The 18,343-nt window shown below is 60.4% G+C and carries 18 protein-coding genes; 10 read left to right on the top strand and 8 right to left on the bottom strand.

The window, feature by feature from the left end:
- Positions 1 to 91 precede the first annotated feature (91 nt).
- The 4 genes from ACQKPC_RS15825 to ACQKPC_RS15810 form a co-directional block, all read right to left on the bottom strand.
- Positions 92 to 1,018, bottom strand: a complete 927-nt coding sequence (locus ACQKPC_RS15825) for a biotin-dependent carboxyltransferase family protein (RefSeq protein WP_427625464.1) — start codon at positions 1,016 to 1,018, stop codon at positions 92 to 94.
- Positions 1,015 to 1,719, bottom strand: a complete 705-nt coding sequence (gene pxpB / locus ACQKPC_RS15820) for a 5-oxoprolinase subunit PxpB (protein ID WP_427625462.1) — start codon at positions 1,717 to 1,719, stop codon at positions 1,015 to 1,017. Before pxpB ends, ACQKPC_RS15825 begins: the two co-directional genes overlap by 4 nt.
- On the bottom strand, positions 1,716 to 2,468 hold the full coding sequence (locus ACQKPC_RS15815) for a 5-oxoprolinase subunit PxpA (RefSeq protein WP_427625460.1): 753 nt from the start codon (positions 2,466 to 2,468) through the stop codon (positions 1,716 to 1,718). The genes pxpB and ACQKPC_RS15815 overlap by 4 nt, the downstream gene beginning before the upstream one ends.
- A 78-nt stretch (positions 2,469 to 2,546) precedes the next feature.
- Complete coding sequence (locus tag ACQKPC_RS15810) at positions 2,547 to 3,830, bottom strand: MFS transporter (protein WP_427625458.1); 1,284 nt, start codon at positions 3,828 to 3,830, stop codon at positions 2,547 to 2,549.
- 147 nt (positions 3,831 to 3,977) lie between these two features.
- Between ACQKPC_RS15810 and ACQKPC_RS15805 the strand changes: the two genes are divergently transcribed.
- From ACQKPC_RS15805 to ACQKPC_RS15790, 4 genes are all read left to right on the top strand, one after another.
- Complete coding sequence (locus ACQKPC_RS15805; RefSeq protein ID WP_427625456.1) at positions 3,978 to 4,907, top strand: LysR family transcriptional regulator; 930 nt, start codon at positions 3,978 to 3,980, stop codon at positions 4,905 to 4,907.
- 111 nt (positions 4,908 to 5,018) lie between these two features.
- The gene (locus tag ACQKPC_RS15800; RefSeq protein WP_427625455.1) at positions 5,019 to 6,941 is read left to right on the top strand and encodes an IucA/IucC family protein; all 1,923 of its coding nucleotides are present in this window, start codon (positions 5,019 to 5,021) and stop codon (positions 6,939 to 6,941) included.
- Positions 6,931 to 8,142 (top strand): MFS transporter, encoded by a 1,212-nt coding sequence (locus ACQKPC_RS15795; protein ID WP_427625454.1) that lies wholly within the window; start codon positions 6,931 to 6,933, stop codon positions 8,140 to 8,142. The genes ACQKPC_RS15800 and ACQKPC_RS15795 overlap by 11 nt, the downstream gene beginning before the upstream one ends.
- A gap of 13 nt (positions 8,143 to 8,155) precedes the next feature.
- Positions 8,156 to 10,267 (top strand): TonB-dependent receptor, encoded by a 2,112-nt coding sequence (locus ACQKPC_RS15790; protein WP_427625453.1) that lies wholly within the window; start codon positions 8,156 to 8,158, stop codon positions 10,265 to 10,267.
- 126 nt (positions 10,268 to 10,393) lie between these two features.
- On the opposite strand, the gene ACQKPC_RS15785 is transcribed toward ACQKPC_RS15790, so the two are convergent.
- Genes ACQKPC_RS15785 through ACQKPC_RS15775 form a run of 3 tightly spaced genes read right to left on the bottom strand, consistent with a single transcriptional unit; the run spans position 10,394 to position 12,256 of the window.
- A complete protein-coding gene (locus tag ACQKPC_RS15785) occupies positions 10,394 to 10,936 on the bottom strand; it encodes a DUF2937 family protein (protein ID WP_008067554.1) in 543 nt (180 codons plus the stop codon).
- Positions 10,937 to 10,949: 13 nt separating this feature from the next.
- Positions 10,950 to 11,726 carry a class II glutamine amidotransferase gene (locus ACQKPC_RS15780; RefSeq protein ID WP_007898710.1) on the bottom strand — a complete coding sequence of 259 codons (777 nt, stop codon included), beginning with the start codon at positions 11,724 to 11,726 and terminating at the stop codon, positions 10,950 to 10,952.
- Positions 11,727 to 11,758: 32 nt separating this feature from the next.
- Entirely contained in the window at positions 11,759 to 12,256 is a 498-nt protein-coding gene (locus tag ACQKPC_RS15775) for an MFS transporter (protein ID WP_427625452.1), read from the bottom strand.
- 285 nt (positions 12,257 to 12,541) lie between these two features.
- Between ACQKPC_RS15775 and ACQKPC_RS15770 the strand changes: the two genes are divergently transcribed.
- Together ACQKPC_RS15770 and ACQKPC_RS15765 are read left to right on the top strand one after the other, a co-directional pair.
- Positions 12,542 to 14,596, top strand: coding sequence for a S9 family peptidase (locus ACQKPC_RS15770; protein WP_427625451.1), 2,055 nt, complete (start codon positions 12,542 to 12,544; stop codon positions 14,594 to 14,596).
- Positions 14,597 to 14,809: 213 nt separating this feature from the next.
- Positions 14,810 to 15,283: a cyclic nucleotide-binding domain-containing protein gene (locus tag ACQKPC_RS15765; protein WP_008067546.1), complete on the top strand. Its 474-nt coding sequence runs from the start codon at positions 14,810 to 14,812 to the stop codon at positions 15,281 to 15,283.
- Here ACQKPC_RS15765 and ACQKPC_RS15760 read toward each other — a convergent pair.
- Positions 15,280 to 15,570 (bottom strand): hypothetical protein, encoded by a 291-nt coding sequence (locus ACQKPC_RS15760; RefSeq protein WP_063342779.1) that lies wholly within the window; start codon positions 15,568 to 15,570, stop codon positions 15,280 to 15,282. The genes ACQKPC_RS15765 and ACQKPC_RS15760 overlap by 4 nt on opposite strands.
- A 96-nt stretch (positions 15,571 to 15,666) precedes the next feature.
- Between ACQKPC_RS15760 and ACQKPC_RS15755 the strand changes: the two genes are divergently transcribed.
- From ACQKPC_RS15755 to ACQKPC_RS15740, 4 genes are all read left to right on the top strand, one after another.
- On the top strand, positions 15,667 to 16,353 hold the full coding sequence (locus ACQKPC_RS15755; protein WP_007898703.1) for a spermidine synthase: 687 nt from the start codon (positions 15,667 to 15,669) through the stop codon (positions 16,351 to 16,353).
- Between the two features lie 315 nt (positions 16,354 to 16,668).
- On the top strand, positions 16,669 to 17,040 hold the full coding sequence (locus ACQKPC_RS15750) for a YajD family HNH nuclease (protein ID WP_427625450.1): 372 nt from the start codon (positions 16,669 to 16,671) through the stop codon (positions 17,038 to 17,040).
- 231 nt (positions 17,041 to 17,271) lie between these two features.
- Positions 17,272 to 17,742 carry an RNA methyltransferase gene (locus tag ACQKPC_RS15745; RefSeq protein ID WP_032830521.1) on the top strand — a complete coding sequence of 157 codons (471 nt, stop codon included), beginning with the start codon at positions 17,272 to 17,274 and terminating at the stop codon, positions 17,740 to 17,742.
- Between the two features lie 92 nt (positions 17,743 to 17,834).
- The gene (locus ACQKPC_RS15740; RefSeq protein ID WP_008073137.1) at positions 17,835 to 18,212 is read left to right on the top strand and encodes a YgaP family membrane protein; all 378 of its coding nucleotides are present in this window, start codon (positions 17,835 to 17,837) and stop codon (positions 18,210 to 18,212) included.
- The last annotated feature ends 131 nt before the right edge of the window (positions 18,213 to 18,343 follow it).

Below are 18,343 nucleotides of genomic sequence, written 5' to 3'. Positions count from 1 at the left end.
ACGCTCTGCGTGGGAATGCATCAAGTGACGCTCCGCGTCACAGGGACGCGGAGCGTCCCGGGCGGCATTCCCACGCGGAGCGTGGGAACGATCAGTGCGAGGCAAACCGGCGCAGGTACTCGACTTGCTCCCGATGAGCGACATCCTGCACCACCGGCCTCAACCGCACCTTCGCCCCCGGTAAACACTGCGCCAATCGCGCCACTGCCAACGGCGTCAACGCCCCCAAGCGCGGATAACCGCCAATGGTCTGCCGATCATTGAGCAGCACAATCGGCTGCCCGTCCGGCGGCACCTGGACCGCGCCCAGCGGGATGCCCTCCGAGATCATCGGCTTGCCCTGGTACTGCAACGCCGTTCCCAACAGGCGAATACCCATGCGGTCGGCGCGGCTGTCGAGGGTCCAGACGCTGTTGAATGCGTCGAACAAACTCTGTCCACTGAACTCGCCGATCTGTGCGCCGAGCACCAGGTCCAGCGGCGCATTGAGTTTGAAATCCGGCACTTGTTCGGGCACCAACTCCCGCAGCAGTAGCAGCGAGCTCCCCGAGTAGCTCAACTGCGCCTCTTTGGCCAACGCCCGACCCATGCCATCCAGCCCACCGAGCTCCTCACGGACCACCGTTGCGCTACTGCCCAACACCTTTGGCGCATCAAATCCGCCCGGGGCCGCCAAATAAGCCCGAGCGCCAAGCAGTGGCTGGGTGAATTGCAATTGCTGACCTTTGTTCAGCCTGAAACTGCGCCACGGCGCCAATGCCTCGCCATCCACTTGCGCCCCCAGATCCGCCCCGGCCAATGCCAGCACGCAATCTTCCTGAGCAACGACCGTAAACCCGCCGAGGGTGATTTCGATCACCGACGCATCCAGCCCATTGCCCAGCAGCCAATTGGCCCACGACATCGACCGCCAATCCGCCGCCCCGCCCTGAGTCACGCCCAGATGCCGCACGCCAAACCGCCCGGCGTCCTGCAACAGGCACAGCGGTGTACTTGCTTCAATCGTCAGTCGGCTCATGCCAGGGCCTCCAACGGCGTGTCATCACCGCCCAGGTTGATGAACTCGGCATGGCTGACCGCTTCGAACCGCACGGTGTCGCCCGGTTGCATCAGGCTGTAGCCGTCGCGTTCGCGGTCGAACAATTTGGCCGGGGTACGGCCGATCAGGTTCCAGCCGCCAGGGGACACCACCGGATAAGCCGCCGTCTGGCGTTCGGCGATGCCAACACTACCGGCAGCCACTTTTTTGCGCGGAGTATTCAGACGCGGTGCAGCCAACACTTCCTCCACCAATCCCATAAAGGCAAACCCCGGTGCGAAGCCCAATGCGAACACTTGATACTCGCGCTCGCTGTGACGACGGATGACCTCTTCCACCGCTAATCCGCTGCGCTGAGACAGTAAAGTCAGTTCCGGACCAACACTCAGGTCGTACCAGACCGGCAACACATGGCATTTACCCCTGGCCCGAGCGTTGGGCGACAGATCGATCAAGGCTTCAGCAATCAATTCCCGCGCTTGGGCCGGGTTCAGCGCCATCAAATCGTAATGCACCATCAGTGTCGTGTAGGACGGCACCAGATCGATCAAATGGCTGGCGAACGCTTCTCGCAGACGCTCGCTGGCCGCGAGCATCCACGGCATGTTGGCTTCGCTGATTTCATCGAACAGACGCACCATCAGGCAATCCAGCGCCACCACTTCTACCCGTGGCTTCATGATGCACTCTGCTGATTCAAGGCTTCGCGAATGCGCTGCACGGCGGCCACCGAACTGGCGTTGTCGCCGTGTACGCACAAGGTATTGGCCTGCAAGTGCAAGGCGCTGCCATCGCTGGCCGTGAGCATGCCACTGCGGGCAATGATCAGCGCCTGTTCAATGATTTTCTCGGGGTCGTGATGCACGGCTCCCGGCAGTTGCCGCGAGACCAGCCTACCTGCGCTGTCGTAAGCGCGATCGGCGAAGGCTTCGAACCACAACGTCACGCCATATTCATCGCCGAGTTGCTGCGCGGCACTGTTGTCGCGGGTCGCCATCAGCATCAATGGCAGCGTCCGGTCATAGGCCGCCACGGCCTGAATCACCGCGCGCAATTGCGCCGGGTTGGCCATCATGTCGTTGTACATCGCGCCGTGGGGTTTGACGTAACTCACCCGCCCGCCCTGTGCCCGGCAGATGCCGTCGAGGGCGCCGATCTGGTAATGCAACAGGTCCTGCAGTTCCTGGGCGGTGTAAGCCATGGATCGGCGACCGAACCCCACCAGATCCTGATAGGCCGGATGAGCGCCAATCTGCACCCCGTGGCTCAGGGCCAGGCTGACGGTCTTGCGCATGATGCTCGGGTCGCCGGCGTGGAAGCCACAAGCAATGTTGGCGCAGTCGATGAAGGGCATAACCTCGGCGTCCAGACCCATGGTCCAGTGGCCAAAACTTTCGCCGATGTCGCAGTTCAATAGCAGGCGGTTCACGGTGAACACTCCTGTAGGCTTTTATCTTCTTAGCTGAAGGACATATGCCCCTCAGATTATCAGTTACCGGATATTCGGTTATTGAGCGTCGAGTTGCTTGCCACGGGTTTCCGGCAGGCTCAGGGCCGCCAGGATCACTACCCCGTAAGACACCGCCGCAAAAGCCCCGATTCCCACACTCAGCGGCACCTTCTGGCTGAGCAAGCCGATCAACAGCGGGAACAGCGCCGCCAATGCCCGACCGATGTTGTAGCAAAAACCCTGGCCCGAGCCGCGAATCCTCGTCGGAAACAGCTCAGTCAAAAACGCACCCATGCCGCTGAAGATCCCCGAAGCGAAGAAGCCCAAAGGGAAACCCAGCCAGAGCATCACACCGTTGCTGACCGGCAATTGGGTGTACAGCAGAACAATGGTGAACGAGCCGACCGCGAACAGAATGAAGTTCTTTTTACGACCGAGGATGTCAGTCAAATACGCGCTGATCACGTACCCGACGTAGGACCCGACGATCACCATCGCCAGATAGCCACCGGTGCCGAGTACGCTCAAGCCCCGTTCGTTTTTCAGAAAGGTCGGCAGCCAGGAAGTGATCGCGTAGTAACCGCCGAGGGCGCCGGTGGTCAGGATCGAAGCGCGAATCGTAGTGAACAGGATGCCTGGGGCGAAGATCTCGTAGAACTTGGCCGGGTTGCTTGGCTCTTGTTTAGCTTTGGCTTCGCGATAGATTTCCGGATCCTTGACCAAGCGACGGACGAAAATCACGAAGATCGCCGGCACGATGCCAAGGAGGAACAGAGCACGCCAGGCGTCTTCCGGCGGGAGCACCGAGAACAGCAGCGCATACAGAATCGCCGTCAGTCCCCAACCCAGCGCCCAGCCCGATTGCACCATGCCGACGGCTTTGCCACGGTCCTTGGCGCGAATCACCTCACCCATCAGCACCGCGCCAGCGGTCCATTCACCGCCGAAACCGAAGCCCATCAACGTGCGGCTGATCAACAGCTGCTCGTAGTTCTGGGCGAAGCCGCAGAGGAAGGTGAAAAAGGCGAACCAGAGCACCGTCAGTTGCAGGGTGCGTACCCGACCGATGCGGTCAGAGAGAATCCCCGCCACCCAACCACCGATGGCCGAGGCGATCAGGGTGCTGGTGTGAATCAGCCCGGCTTCGCCAGTGGTAATGCCCCACATGGCAATCAGGGTCGGCACCACGAAGCTGAGCATTTGGGTGTCCATGCCGTCCAGGCCATAGCCGATCTTGCAGCTCCAGAACGTACGACGTTCCTGCTTGTTGATGTTGTGGTACCAATCGAAGGGTCCCGGGCGAGCCGTAGCTTTAGGAACGAGGGTGTCGGGCGCACTCATGGCAAGTCTCCGTGCAAATTTTATTGGTATTGTTCTGAGCCCCGACGACGCCTATCGTGGGAACCGGATGCGTCGATTTTTGGACGCTTGGCCCTGCTGCGTCCAACTAATAAAAACCCGGCCAAGGCATAAGAAAAAGTTGATCCCATGAACCTGAAGTTTCTCGAGACCTTTGTCTGGGTCGCCCGACTCAAGAGCTTTCGCCTGACGGCAGACAAACTCTTCACCACCCAGGCGTCGATTTCCAGCCGTATCGCCGTGCTCGAAGGCGAGCTCGGGGTGAAGCTGTTCCTGCGCGATTCTCGCGGCGTGAGCCTGACGCCCGAAGGCTTGAAAGTGCTCGAATATGCCGAGCAGATGATGGACACGATGCAGGCGCTCAAGCACTCGATCGAGACGCGTTCGAGCAAGGTCGGGCGGGTCCGGATCGGTGTCATGGACACCGTGATCCACACTTGGCTTAGCCCCTTGGTGGCGCAGATGATGGATCACTACCCGCTGGTGGAAATCGAGTTGGTGGCCGATACCGCGCTCAACCTCTGCGATCAGCTGCAAAAAGGCTTTCTCGACCTGATCCTGCAAACCGACCTGTTGCGTCAGGAAAGCGTGCGTAGCCTGGAGCTGGCCAGTCATCCGATGGGCTGGATCGTCGCCAGCAATTCCATCTACAACCGCGAGTATTCGGGTGTCGCCGATCTGGCGCGGGAGCGGATCATCACCTATTCGAAAAATTCCCAGCCACACCAAGAGATTCTTGCCCTGATGCAGGCCAACGGGGTCATGGCACCGCGGCTCAACTGCGTGAACTCGGTCTCGGCGATTACCCGTTTGCTGCGCGATGGATTTGGCATCGGCGCGTTACCACCGGTGTTGGTCGCCGAGGAACTGGCGCGGGGGGAATTGACCTTGCTGGCCATCGATCAACGACCGCCAAATTTGCAGGTGGTGGTGTCGTGGCGGGTGGGCGTGGAATGGGTCGAAGAAATCGTGGCGTTGTGTCAGCAAGTCGTGGAGCGCTATGCGCATAAAGTGGGCGAGCAGTACATCGTCTTGAGCAAACCCCAGGCCCGAATCTGAAGGACATTTCTCAAACTCTAAATATGAACCACTATCATTTGCATTATTTTTTCAAGACGGTATTCTCTGCGCGCTTTCAGCTAATCAATTGTCCAGAAGGAGTCGGACCTGATGCGCGGCTACACGCAAAAACAGCAACAATTGCTCGCTCACTGGAGCGAAGCGCTTGGCACTCAGGCTTTCCAGTCCCATCGCATCACTCTCGATCATTTGAGCAATGCGCTGGAGCCCGCCGCTCAACGCTGTTTCCAACGCCTGATCCAGGCGCTATTTCGTGAAGATCTGATCAACCCCGCCACCTGCGAATACGACGACTCAAGCCGTTGCTGGCTGCCACTTGGCGATGGCGCGCATCTTTGCTTCGAGCACTTGTCCGGCGGCAGAATGAACAGCTGGGACGTACGCGGTAGCATCGTCCTGCACACCCCCGACAGACAGCCCCACAAAATCCAGTTGCCCAGCGAACTGCTCGCTCATCTCAGCACTCAGCTCAACCCGCCAGCCTCCCCGCAGGTACTGGAGCGTCTGGCCCGGGAGCTGGATGACAGCTTCAGCAACGACACCCTTTGCCTGGCGTTTCATCATGGATGGACCGAGCGCCTGAGAGAGCAGATCGATACCGGGTACGACGACAATCTGCTCGCGTGGCTCAAAGCCGGCTCCAGCCACCAGAACCCTACGTCATTGCTCGAACAGTGGGGCACTCTCGGCCATCCGTGGCACCCGAACTACAAGACCAAACTGGGCTTGAGCGCCGCTCAGGTCATCGCTTTCTCGCCAGAATTCGAAGCGAGCTTTCCGATTGTCCTGTGCGCCCTGCACCGCCAGTACGCACACGTCGAAGCGCTGGCCGGCACCACCGATTACTGGGACTGGTGGCAAGGTCACTTCCCACAGGCCGCCGAACAATTGCAACGCCACTTGCAGCAGCTGGGCCTGGACGCAAAGGACTACCTCCCGCTCCCGTCGCACCCATGGCAAGCCCATGAAGAACTGCCACATTCGTTCGCCAACGAGATCGCCGACAACCTGCTGATCGTCACTGACATTGTTGCTTTTACCGGCCATCCGACCATGTCCTTCCGCACGGTCCTGCCGCAGGCCAGTCGCACGGCGCCGATGGTCAAACTGCCGGTGGCTCTGCGACTGACCAGCGTGCAGCGCACCGTGTCGCCGCGCTCCGCCCGGATGGGACCGCGCATCAGCCAACTGGTATTGGATATTCTCGATCAGGAGCCGCAGATTCAGCGTCTGCTGAACATCGTTCCAGAGCGCATCGGCGTACACTACGCACCACTACCGTCCGATGACGAGCGCTCCCGGCATGCTGGCGTGCTGTATCGCGACAACCCGCTTACCCTCCTGCAAGAAGGCGAGTTGGCGGTGCCGGTCGGCAGTCTGTTCGCCGTCAACGAATTCGAACAACCGTTGCTGCGTGATTGGGTAAGGCTGGCTCAGGGCAGTGACGACAGCGAGGCCATGTTGGCGTTCTTCGAGGATTACCTGTCGATTGCCGTACCGAGCCTGCTGGGCATTTACCTGATGTACGGCGTGGCGTTCGAAGCGCATCAGCAAAACAGTTTCATGGTGATGGGCGCTGACGGGCAGTTGAATCGGCTGCTATTGCGTGATTTCGGCGACGTTCGTATCGATCGCAAAACCCTGCACGCCAAGGGCCTGGATATCCAGTTGCACGATCCGAAAATGACCCTGTATGACGACTCCGGTTTTGTCCGTGACAAACTCCTGCACACCACCTTCATGTGCCACCTCGGTGAGCTGACGTTGCTTTGTGCCCGTCACTGGAATGTGCCGGAAAGTAGCCTTTGGGAGCGGTTGGCATCGCACGTTGCACAGTGCTTCGAGACCTTGCGCGAGCGCGTTGAACCGACACGTTGGGAAAGCGAGCGCCGGGCCTTGCTGGAACAGGATTGGCCCGCCAAATCGTTCATGCGCATGCGCTTGATCGACAGTCATGCCGACATCGTCGGACGCCTGAGTAACCCGCTGCGACCCAACCCCCATGCTCGCTGACGGTCGCGCCTTGCGACTGCTGATCGTCATCCAGTTTGTCTCCATGGGCGCAATGGAAATGAGCGGCCCGTTCTGGCCCTTGCAGATCCAGCATCTGCTCGGGCCGGAGGGCGCCGGCTACACCGCGCTGTTATCGGCGATGGTCTATGCCGGTCCGATGCTGGCGGCCATGCTCCTGACGCCCATGTGGGGCCGGTTGGGGGATCGCACCGGACACAAACCGATGATTGTCCGGGCGTTGCTGGCCCTCGCGCTGTGCCAAGGGTTGGCGGCCATCACTCTCGATCCCTGGCTGCTGGTGGGTATTCGCGTGATGCAAGGCGCATTGGCCGGTTTTCTCGCTGCCGCGCAAGCCTATGCCCTGGCCTGCTGCGACAGTTCCAGCCGTGGTCACACCTTGGCGCGCCTGCAGTCGGCCACCGCCGTCGGCTCATTGATCGGCCCAGTGCTGGGTGGCTGGCTGATGGACGTCTCGGGGTTTGCCCTGCTCTGTTATGGCGCGACGGCGATTTGCCTGCTGTGCGCACTGGGGAGTTTTTTCCTGCCGGCCGACAAGGCCAGGACTTCGAAGAAAAAAGCCGTTGAAGCGGTCGCCCTGCCCAAAGGCTGGCTCGGTGGAATCCTGTTGGTGATCGTGTTGATTCAGGCCGCGAAGATGATGCCGCAGTCGTTTTACGCGCTGTATGTCGCGAACATTCTGCATGCCCCAAGCTGGCTGATCGGCGCCACCTACGCGGCGAGCGCCGCGACCCTGGCCATTTCAGCACCACTGTGGGGACGCCTGTTCGACCGCTGGCAGCCGGCCTACACGTTGCGTGTCATCGAAGGCGTGGCCTGGCTGTGTGCGCTGACGCTGGCGGCCACGGCATTGGCCAACGAATGGCTGGGTTTTCTCGTCAGTCGACTCGTCTGGGGCATCTGGCAAGGCGCCCTGCTGCCCGTCGCCTATGCCCTGATCGCCAACTCCATTTCCATCACCCAGCAGGGCTTCGCGCTCGGCCTCGGCAATAGCGCGGCAAAGGCTGGCGCTCTGCTCGGTGTCGTCCTTGGCGGGATCGGCATGGGCCTGGTTGGCCTGGCTCACAGTTTCTGGCTGGTGGCGCTGACCTACGCCATAGCCGCCATCGGGATCCGCTGGGTGCGCTCGTTAAACTCCGCGCCCGACCGCTCGACCTTATCGCCCCACACTTATCACAACTAAAAAAGACCACGTCATGATCCGAACCAAACTCTCTCTGCTGATCCCGCTGCTCGGTACCTTCAGCGCCCAGGCCTGGGCCGAGGATGCTGAACAGCAACCCGGCACCTTGAACATGCAACCCACCGTCGTCTCCGCTACTCGCAGTGAAGCGAGCATTGCGTCGATTCCGGGCTCGGTCCAGGTTATCGACGAACAGCAGGTCCGTGAGCAGAGCGGCGCGGGTCGCCGGGTCTCCGACATTCTCGGACAATTGGTCCCCGGTCTTGCGCCGTCCAGCGGCGGGATGAGCAACTTCGGTCAGACCCTGCGCGGGCGCAACATGCTGGTGTTGATCGACGGCGTATCGCAGAACGCCACGCGCGACAACTACCGCCAGCTCAACAGCATCGCCCCGGCCAGCATCGAACGCATCGAAGTGATCTCCGGCGCCAGCAGCATCTACGGTGCCGGCGCTTCAGGCGGCATCATCAACATCATCACCAAGCGTAATCAGGGCCAGGACATTGCCTACAGCAGCAAACTGGGCCTGACCAGCGGCAACAACCTCAACCGCAAAGGCTTCGCCTACGAAGCCTTTCAGAGTGCGACGGGGCGCAAGGATGCTCTTGACTGGTACGTCTCCGCCGACCTGACTCAGCGTAACGATCAGTACGATGGCAACGGCAAGCGCATCCCTCAGGACACTTCCCAGGGCAGCAACATGGATACCGAAACCTATGACCTGCAAGGTCGTTTCGGTTACGAACTGGATGCCGACAAAAAACTCAGCCTGTCGCTGCAGGACTACAAGGACAAGCAGGACACTGGCTACACAAAAGACCCGACAAACCGGCAGGAAGCCGTGGCAGTCAAAGGGCTGAAACTCGACGACCAGCCCTATACCCATAACCAGGCGGTCAACCTCAACTACACCGACAAGGACTTCTACGGTCAGGGCCTGCAACTGGAAAGCTACTGGCGTCGCGCCGATGCATTGTTCTTTCCAGACCTGTCGCGAGGCAGGGCCGGGATCTCCGACAACAACAGTGTGCAAGATGTCTACGGCCTGCGCGCGGCCATCGACACGCCGCTGCCGGCGATCGGGAGTGCCACGGGTAATCTGGTCTGGGGCGCCGACTATGATAATGAGCGCTCCCGCCAACGAGGTGATCAATACAGGCTCAATGGCCTGACCTACTCCAAGACCGGCACCACCTACGAGCTGGGCCCGGACATCGAAACCACCACCAAGTCGCTGTTCGGGCAGATGTCCTGGGACATCGGTGACTGGACCTTGCGTGGCGGTGTGCGCCGTGAATGGATCGAAAGCGACGTCTCCGACAGCATCGCTTATGGTCAGATCGTCCAGACGGGCATACGCGCAACGCTGCCTGGCGACACCCTCAAATACGATGCCACCCTGTACAACCTGGGGGCGGTCTACCACCTGAGTGAAAACCAGGACGTGTTCGCCAATTACAGCCAGGGGTTTTCGCTACCGGATATCCAGCGCTTCATGCGTGATGTCAGCAGCACCTTCGACATTCAGACTCTCAACGCCCAAGCCATCAAGGTCGACAGTTATGAACTGGGCTGGCGCGGTAACTGGGATCAGTGGCAGGCCGATGTCACCGTGTACGAAAACACCTCGGACGTGACCCAGTTCTACGATGCCAATGATCGCGTATTGCGCCTGATCAACCAGAAAGAGCGAGTTCGTGGCATCGAAAACAGCCTGACCTACCGCGCGACCGATCACTGGTCGGTGGGTGGCACTTATGCCTGGGCCAAAGGCGAGACAGAGCAGAACGGCAAATGGATCGATCTGCCGGCTACGCGCATCTCACCAGCCAAGACCACACTGTTCGTCGGCTACACCGAAGACGACTACACCTTGCGCCTGCAAGGCATGCATTTGTCCAGTTACGACGCCGCCGCCAAGGACAACAACGGGCGCGAGATCGAAGGTTATACGCTGGTGGACCTGCTCGGCTCCGTGCAACTGCCGGTCGGTCGTCTTGAAGGCGGCGTGTACAACCTGACCAACCGCACGTACCAGAACCTGTTCACCCAAGCCAACGCCAGAGCGCCGTACGCCAACGCCGAAGGCCGCACGCTGAGCATGAGCTACTCGGTGGATTGGTAAAAGACAGGAGCCGGCTTGCCAGCGATGCGATCTGCCGGGCATTCGTGTCGCGGCAATCGCCGGCAAGCTGGCTGTAAGAGCTGCCGAAGGTTCGGGCCGCGTTCGGACGATCTTTTGATCTTTTTCTTACAACCCGCGCACATCCCGGTCTTCAATCGGCCGACTCTGGCGCAAACGCTTGCCGCCCAGCACCACCCAGTCGATCAGCCGGAACAGGCATTCAATGCCGAACGACAGCAGCAACGCGCCGCTCATGCCCCAAATCATCGCTTCCGGCGTCAGCAGGATCTGGTAGCTGTAGCCGTTCCAGGTTTCCTTGCGAATATCCGGGTCGGCGGCCAGTGCAACTTGCAGGACGCGTATGTACCACGGACCCTGCATGGCCTGGAATTGCTTGTCCAGGGCCAGTTGACGGGTGAGCAAGGTGCTCAGGCTGTCGGCATCGCTGCGAAAGATCGGGTCTTCGCTGGCACGGTAATGGGCCACCAGCGCTTGCATATCGCCCTTGAAAAACTGATTGGCGGTGCCCTGAAAACCGCTCAGACCGGTCTGCGCCTCGATCAGATGCGCCTCGACCCGCTTGGCATAATCACTGATGAACCCAGGCACCTGGACACCGATCAACAGGCCTGCCGCGAACAACACCAGCCGAAGATAACTGAGCAACATGGGGGAGAGATCCTTATTCGGTCTTGCCTTGGCTGACGCATTCACCGCGTCGCCAGAGGCTCCATTGGCCCGGTTCGTAGCGGGTCCAGGTTTCGTTTTCGGTCAAGGGTTCTGTGGCGATCACCGTGACGACGTCGTTGGGCGTGGTTTCGGCCTGGAAGTCGACGATCACATCGACGTCCTTCAACCGCGCCGGGCCGAACGGTGCTCGGCGGGTGATCTGCGCCAATTTGCTCGAGCAGTAGCAGAACAGCCAGTCGCCATCGCTGAGCAAGCAGTTGAACACGCCTTTGCTGCGGTACTCGGCGCAGGCGGCCACCAGGTCCGGCAACAGTGCTTCGATCTCTACCGGCTCGGGGAACGCAGCGCGTACCCGATTGAGCAAATCACAAAACGCCGCTTCGCTGTCGGTGTCGCCAACGGGGCGGTAAAAACTGGCGGTCGGGTTGAAATCGGCCAATTGGCCGTTGTGGGCGAAACACCAATTGCGCCCCCACAACTCGCGCACGAACGGGTGGGTGTTGGACAGGCAGACCTTGCCGACATTGGCCTGGCGGATGTGCCCGATCACCACTTCGCTTTTGATCGGATAGCGCTGTACCAGGTTCGCCACTTCCGACTCGCTGCTCGCCGCCGGGTCCTGGAACAGCCGCAGGCCACGGCCTTCATAAAAAGCGATGCCCCAGCCGTCACGGTGCGGCCCGGTGCGGCCGCCACGCTGCATCAGCCCGGTGAAGCTGAACACGATATCGGTCGGGACATTGGCGCTCATGCCCAATAACTCACACATGCTCGGACTCTCGATTCAGTACAGGGGCGCGGTTACAGGCGCGGTTCGACCCGCGAACGCTGAGGGTTGCTCGGCACCGGTGGCCGGCCGTAACGATCATCGCCGGCACCGCCGAAAGGCTGTTCGTCATCAGGCTCGTCGGCCCGCGCCGCTGCCTTGGCGGCAGCCGCCTGTTCCTTGCGAGCGTTGGAGGCGCGCTCGATGGGAAAACGGATGGCCACGAAAACCAGGTAAATGCCGAAGGCAATCATGCCGTACATGAACAGATCAGAAACCGCCCGCCAGGCGTTGTTGCCGACCTTGAACAGCAAGTCGAGGGCCGTAATGGCGATGGCCGGGGCGACCTTTTCTTTCACCGGGTCGATGATGGTCGGGCTGAACAGCAACACCGCCACCAGCAGCCGCAGCGGCTCACGCAGCCAACGCCACATCCAGCGGGTGATGCGCATCCACACCAACAGGCAGCCTAAAGCGGCAAAGGCGTAGAGGCCCCAAGCGATCAGATAGTCGTTCTCGGTCATGGTGTCCATGGCAAGGCAGGCAAAGAGGCGCTTATAGTAACGACTTTTCGCACGTCAGGCTTGTCCCAATACCAGTCGGGCAAGACACAGACCCTGTGGGAGCGGGCTTGTGTGGTGAGAGGGCTTATCTGTGGCGAGGGAGCTTGCTCCCGTTGAACTGCGCAGCAGTTCCTTTTTAGGGGCCGCTGCGCAGCCCAACGGGAGCAAGCTCCCTCGCCACAAAAGCCCCCTCACCACAGGCCCGCTCCCACAGGTTGCGAAGCCCTTATTCCGTACATTGTTCGAGAGCCATTCATGCCCCTATCCGCCAACGTCACCAGCGCTCCAATTGCCCACAAGGCCGACGGTTGCGACCCGTATGCCTGGCTGCAGGAGCGCGACACCGACGCGGTGCTCGATTACCTGAAAGCTGAAAACCGCTATCAAGAGGCACAAACCGCCGATCAGACCGGCCTGCGTGAAACCCTGTTCGAAGAGATCAAGGGGCGGATTCTCGAAACCGACCTGTCGCTGCCCTCGCCCTGGGGCCCCTACCTGTATTACACCCGCACCACCGCTGGCGACGAATACGCCCGCCACTACCGCTGCCCGCGTCCGGCCGATGGTAGCCTGCAGATCGACGAAAGCCAGGAATTACTGCTGCTTGATCCGAACGTGCTGGCCAAGGGTGGCTTCTTTTCCCTGGGTGCGTTCAGCATCAGCCCGGACCACCAGCGTCTGGCCTATAGCATCGACTCCAGCGGCGAAGAGATTTACACGCTGTTCGTGAAGGAATTATCCAGCGGCCGTGTCAGCGAGCTGGAGTTCCAGAACTGCGACGGCAGCATGACCTGGGCTAACGACAGCCTGACGCTGTTCTTCGGTGAGCTCGACGACACCCATCGCCCGCACAAACTGTTGCGCTATCGGCTGGACGGCACCGCGGCCGAAGAAGTGTTCCATGAGCCGGATGGCCGATTCTTCCTGCATTGCTATCGCTCAAGCTCTGAACGGCAACTGCTGTTGTCGCTGGGCAGCAAGACCACCAGCGAAGTCTGGGTACTCGACGCCTCGCTGCCGCATCAGGCCTTTACCTGCCTGGCGCCGAGGGTCGAAGATCATGAGTACGATGTCGACCACGGCAAACTCGATGGCGAGTGGACGTGGCTGATCCGCACCAACCGCGACGGCATCAACTTCGCCCTGTACCAGGCCGCCGATACTGGCGTCGCGCCGACCGAAGCCGACTGGCAGAACCTGATTCCCCACAGCGACACGGTGATGCTCGACGGCATGAGCCTGAACGCCGAGGCCATGACCCTGAGCCTGCGCGAAGGTGGCCTGCCGATCATCGAAGTCCGCCCACGGGATTTAGTGCCCTATCGCGTGCAATTGCCGGACGCGGCCTACAGCCTGCATGTGCAGAACAGCCTGGAATTTGTCAGCGACCGGATCCGTCTGCGCTACGAAGCCTTGAACCGTCCGGCGCAGATCCGCCAACTGATTCTGACCACCGGCGAGCAGCAAGTCCTCAAGGAAACCCCGGTGCTCGGCCCGTTCGACGCCGATGCGTACGTCAGCCAGCGGCTTTGGGCGACGGCACCGGACGGTACGCAAGTGCCGATCAGCCTTGTGGTCAAACGCGAGTTCCTCGGTAAGCCGACGCCGCTTTATCTGTACGGCTACGGCGCCTACGGCGAAAGCCTCGACCCGTGGTTCTCCCACGCGCGCCTGAGCCTGCTGGATCGCGGCATGGCGTTTGCCATCGCCCATGTACGCGGTGGCGGTGAGCTGGGCGAAGCCTGGTACCGCGCCGGCAAGCAGGAACACAAACACAACACTTTCAGCGATTTCATCGCTTGCGCCGAACACCTGATCGCCAACGGTTTCACCACCCCATCGCAACTGGCGATCAGCGGTGGCAGCGCCGGTGGTTTGCTGATCGGCGCGGTACTCAATCAACGGCCGGAGCTGTTCGGTGCAGCAATTGCCGAAGTGCCGTTCGTCGACGTGCTCAACACCATGCTCGATCCGGAGCTGCCGCTGACCGTCACGGAATACGACGAGTGGGGCAACCCGCAAGAGCCGGACGTCTATGATCGGATCAAGGCCTACGCCCCGTACGAAAACGTCACCGCGCAAGCCTATCCGGCAACACTGGTGATCGCTGGTTACAACGACAGTCGCGTGCAGTACTGGGAAGCGGCCAAGTGGGTGGCGAAATTGCGCGCGACCAAAACTGACACCAATCCCCTGCTGCTCAAGACTGAACTGGGCGCCGGGCATGGCGGCATGAGCGGTCGTTATCAGGGATTACGTGACGTAGCCCTCGAATACGCATTTGTTTTCAAGGTTTTGGGCATCGCCTGAGGAACTTGGCCCGGCGTACCGGTCTTAACACCAGACACCGGATGCCGATACAACACACATCCCCTGTGGGAGCGAGCCTGCTCGCGATGAGGGCATCACTTCAATATCCATGTTGAATGTGCCTCCGCCATCGCGAGCAGGCTCGCTCCCACAGGGATGATGGGTGACTGAAGGCCCGGAACAGACACAGACACAAAAAAAGACCGTGACGACATGTCAGAACCGACCTTACTGAACAACGAAATTCGCGACTGGCTGATGGACTGCGGCCTGTTCGATCAACTGTTGCCGGCAGACTTCGTGGCGGCTTCGGGTTACTTCAGCATCAGCACCATCGCCGAAGGTGAAGAGATTTTCCATGAGGGCGATGCCGGCAGTTTCATGTGCATCATCCACACCGGCCAGGTCGCGGTGCAGAAGACCAACAGCGACGGGCAACGAGTGACCATGGCCACCTTGCGCAGCGGTCGGGCGTTCGGCGAAATGGCTGTGCTCGACGGTGAACGACGCTCAGCCAGTTGCGTGGCCGCGAGCAATTGCCAGTTGCTCAACCTGGGCAAGGACTCCCTGGAAAAGATGCTCAACGACGCGCCGAAAATCGCCGCCAAGATCATCCGCGCCCTCGCCGTCTCCCTTTCCAAACGCTTGCGTATGGCCGATGGGCAACTGCTCTCGCAACAGGTCTAGCCTCCCGGTGTTTTGATTTTCGTCGTGTTCGGTTCAAGGCCCGGCAGGGTCTGGTCCTTGGGTGGATTGGGCATTTCGATCGGCGGCAACAGCGGTGGCCCGCCACTGCCGGTACCGGCCTTGGGCACGCTGGTCGGGGTGATCTGCGGATACGGTGTCGGAGTGGCGGTGCCGGGTGAACCGGGTATCGGCGCGGGACTGGTGGGGATGGTTTGCAGCTCTTGGGCCTGCACTGCAGTTATCGAGAGCGCGGCCAGGGCAATGACCGTTAGAATGGTGCGCTTCATCAATGGCTCCGTTGGCCTTGTGGTCTTTTTGCAGGCTACTCCCAACTGCGCGTGTTTGCCTTCCTCCATCTGTCAATTTCTCCTCAAGAGCGCCCCATGAAACGTTTCGTTCTGCTCGACACCACCCCCATCCCTGAAAACGGCGGTGCCCTGTGCCTGTTCGAGTACGGCGAGGACTTCGTTATCAAGATTCAGGGTGGTGACGGCGGGCAGTTGATGAATACCCGCATGCACGGCTCCGAAGATGCCCTGGCCGAAATCCCCTGCCGCAAGGTCGCCGGCCGGCCGAATTCGCGAGTATTGATCGGTGGCCTGGGCATGGGCTTCACCCTCGCCTCGGCGCTCAAGCATTTGGGCAAAACGGCTGAAGTGGTGGTCGCCGAATTGGTGCCCGGCGTGGTGGAGTGGAATCGCGGGCCACTGGGCGAAAAAGCCGGCAACCCGCTGCTCGACCCGCGCACGGTGATCCGTATGGAAGACGTGGCCAAGGTGCTGCAAGCCGAGCCACAAGGTTTCGATGCGATCATGCTCGACGTCGACAACGGCCCCGAAGGTCTGACCCAGAAAGCCAACAGCTGGCTCTACTCTGCCGGTGGCCTGAGCGCGTGTGCCAAGGCCTTGCGGCCAAAAGGCGTGCTGGCGGTGTGGTCGGCCAGCGCCGACCGGCAGTTTTCCGACAAGCTGAAAAAGGCCGGCTTCAAGGCCGAGGAAGTGCAAGTCTTCGCCCACGGTAACAAGGGCACCCGCCACACCATCTGGATTGCCGAGAAGCTCAAGGGCTGAGCGTGGGCCTGTCATCACTTATTTACTAGGCCGCGTTGCACCTGAAAACGAGCCAGGCAAGGCGCAGTCCGCTGGTAATGGTCGCTCCCTTGCCAAGGACTGCAACGCAGCCTGGCTCGTTTTCAGGCACAACCCGAAGGGCCGGTCTGCTGTGGCGCAGGGCTGCGTTGCTCGGAGCTCGTTTGGAATGACCAAACCACGCTCCTCGCGCCTTGCCCTGCGCCACAGCAGACCCGGCGCGGCCTAGTAAATAAGTGATGACAGGCCCTACACTCACGTCATAACCGTCATTAGTCTTTTTACAAAGGTGAACCCATGAGTTCGTCCACCCCAACCAACACATCGAAGCTGGACCGCATCCTCGCCGATAACCAGCGCGACAAGGAAATGGGTTACCGCGACAAGGCCCTGAAGATGTACCCGCACGTGTGCGGCCGCTGCGCCCGTGAATTCTCCGGCAAACGCCTGAGCGAACTGACCGTGCATCACCGCGACCACAACCACGACAACAACCCTCAGGATGGCTCGAACTGGGAGCTGTTGTGCCTGTATTGCCACGATAACGAGCACTCACGGTATACCGATCAGCAGTATTTCGACAAAGGCTCGCTGAGTACGCCGAAGATTGCCAAGGCGACGCACAACCCGTTTGCGGCGTTGGCCGGGTTGATGAAGAAAGAAGATTAAAGATCTTCAGTGCCCTGACTGGCCTCATCGCGAGCAGGCTCGCTCCCACAAGGGATTGATCATTCCCACGCTCTGCGTGGGAATGCATCCCGTGACGCTCTGCGTCACATTCGGAAGCGGAACGCGGAGCGTCCCTGGCGGCATTCCCACGCAGAGCGTGGGAACGATCACTGAACACCCCTCCCCCAATCCCCGTATAATCGCCGTTTTTTCCCCGAAGGCACCCCGCTCGTGGCAGACAAACGGTACAGCTGCATTGGTTTGTATAACCCCAAATCACCGGAGAACGTCGGTTCGGTCATGCGTGCCGCCGGCTGCTATGGCGTGGCGTCGGTTTTTTACACCGGCAAGCGCTATGAACGCGCCGCCGATTTCGTCACCGACACCAAGCGAGTCCACTACGACATCCCGCTGATCGGCATCGACGACCTGAAGAAAATCCTGCCCTTGGGCTGTGTCCCGGTCGCCGTGGAACTGGTCGACGGTGCCCGCTCGCTGCCGGAATACACGCACCCGGATCGCGCCCTCTACATCTTCGGCCCCGAAGACGGTTCGCTGGATAAAGAAATCCGCGACTGGTGCGAAGACGTGGTCTACATCCCGACCACCGGCTGCATGAATCTGGCGGCCACCGTCAACGTTGTGCTGTACGACCGCATGGCCAAAGGCAACAACACCCGCTCCGGGCCGAAATTCCGCTGAATTGCCGCATATTCGATGGAACAAGCCGCTCGCCCAGGCAGTCAGCTAAATATCTATTGCTAAAGCAACCCTTCCCTGCCTGGAGACCGATCATGCGCGAGTTCAATCCTGTAGAACGTATCGAAACCACCCCGTTCCAGAGCCCTTCCGAACAGAACGTTCATGGTTGGGAACGCGCCGGCTCCCTGGCGGGTGGTGTGGTCATGCTAAGCAAAGGTCTGCGACGCGGCGGCGTATTCGGATTGATTGAAATAGCCATTGGCGGCATGGCCCTGGCCCGGGGAATCACTGGGCATTGCTCGGCGAAAAGACTGTTGGAAAAGAACCGTCAAGACATGGAAAACGCACGCGCGAGGATCGAACGTGCCGGGGATGAGCTGGCCCGCATGAAAGCCAATGCAGAAGCCGCGACCAGCACGGCGACCGTGACGGGAAATGATTCGTTGAACTCGCCGAAGGCTGGGGTCTGATCCGGAATCGATGCAGAGGCTCAGGGCCTCTTCGCGATGTAGAAACGGATACATCCTTTACAATCGAGACCGGGGACATCCTTTACGTTTTTGTGGGTTTGAAAGGCGGTTTTCACCGCTTTTCAAACGAC

It is taken from the genome of Pseudomonas sp. NPDC089918, from assembly GCF_050280605.1.
GTDB lineage: Bacteria > Pseudomonadota > Gammaproteobacteria > Pseudomonadales > Pseudomonadaceae > Aquipseudomonas.
The sequence above is the reverse complement of the archived record's forward strand: the minus strand, read 5'-3'. Positions and strand labels throughout refer to the sequence as shown.

Excerpts from the sequence above, each read along its gene's own strand:
- ACQKPC_RS15825 (WP_427625464.1), bottom strand. The coding sequence starts at position 1,018 with ATGAGCCGACTGACGATTGAAGCAAGTACACCGCTGTGCCTGTTGCAG.
- ACQKPC_RS15810 (WP_427625458.1), bottom strand. The coding sequence starts at position 3,830 with ATGAGTGCGCCCGACACCCTCGTTCCTAAAGCTACGGCTCGCCCGGGA.
- ACQKPC_RS15795 (WP_427625454.1), top strand. The coding sequence starts at position 6,931 with ATGCTCGCTGACGGTCGCGCCTTGCGACTGCTGATCGTCATCCAGTTT.
- ACQKPC_RS15800 (WP_427625455.1), top strand. The coding sequence starts at position 5,019 with ATGCGCGGCTACACGCAAAAACAGCAACAATTGCTCGCTCACTGGAGC.
- ACQKPC_RS15740 (WP_008073137.1), top strand. The coding sequence starts at position 17,835 with ATGCGCGAGTTCAATCCTGTAGAACGTATCGAAACCACCCCGTTCCAG.
- ACQKPC_RS15780 (WP_007898710.1), bottom strand. The coding sequence starts at position 11,726 with ATGTGTGAGTTATTGGGCATGAGCGCCAATGTCCCGACCGATATCGTG.
- ACQKPC_RS15755 (WP_007898703.1), top strand. The coding sequence starts at position 15,667 with ATGAAACGTTTCGTTCTGCTCGACACCACCCCCATCCCTGAAAACGGC.
- pxpB (WP_427625462.1), bottom strand. The coding sequence starts at position 1,719 with ATGAAGCCACGGGTAGAAGTGGTGGCGCTGGATTGCCTGATGGTGCGT.
- ACQKPC_RS15790 (WP_427625453.1), top strand. The coding sequence starts at position 8,156 with ATGATCCGAACCAAACTCTCTCTGCTGATCCCGCTGCTCGGTACCTTC.
- ACQKPC_RS15770 (WP_427625451.1), top strand. The coding sequence starts at position 12,542 with ATGCCCCTATCCGCCAACGTCACCAGCGCTCCAATTGCCCACAAGGCC.
- ACQKPC_RS15785 (WP_008067554.1), bottom strand. The coding sequence starts at position 10,936 with ATGTTGCTCAGTTATCTTCGGCTGGTGTTGTTCGCGGCAGGCCTGTTG.
- ACQKPC_RS15760 (WP_063342779.1), bottom strand. The coding sequence starts at position 15,570 with ATGAAGCGCACCATTCTAACGGTCATTGCCCTGGCCGCGCTCTCGATA.
- ACQKPC_RS15765 (WP_008067546.1), top strand. The coding sequence starts at position 14,810 with ATGTCAGAACCGACCTTACTGAACAACGAAATTCGCGACTGGCTGATG.
- ACQKPC_RS15805 (WP_427625456.1), top strand. The coding sequence starts at position 3,978 with ATGAACCTGAAGTTTCTCGAGACCTTTGTCTGGGTCGCCCGACTCAAG.
- ACQKPC_RS15775 (WP_427625452.1), bottom strand. The coding sequence starts at position 12,256 with ATGGACACCATGACCGAGAACGACTATCTGATCGCTTGGGGCCTCTAC.
- ACQKPC_RS15750 (WP_427625450.1), top strand. The coding sequence starts at position 16,669 with ATGAGTTCGTCCACCCCAACCAACACATCGAAGCTGGACCGCATCCTC.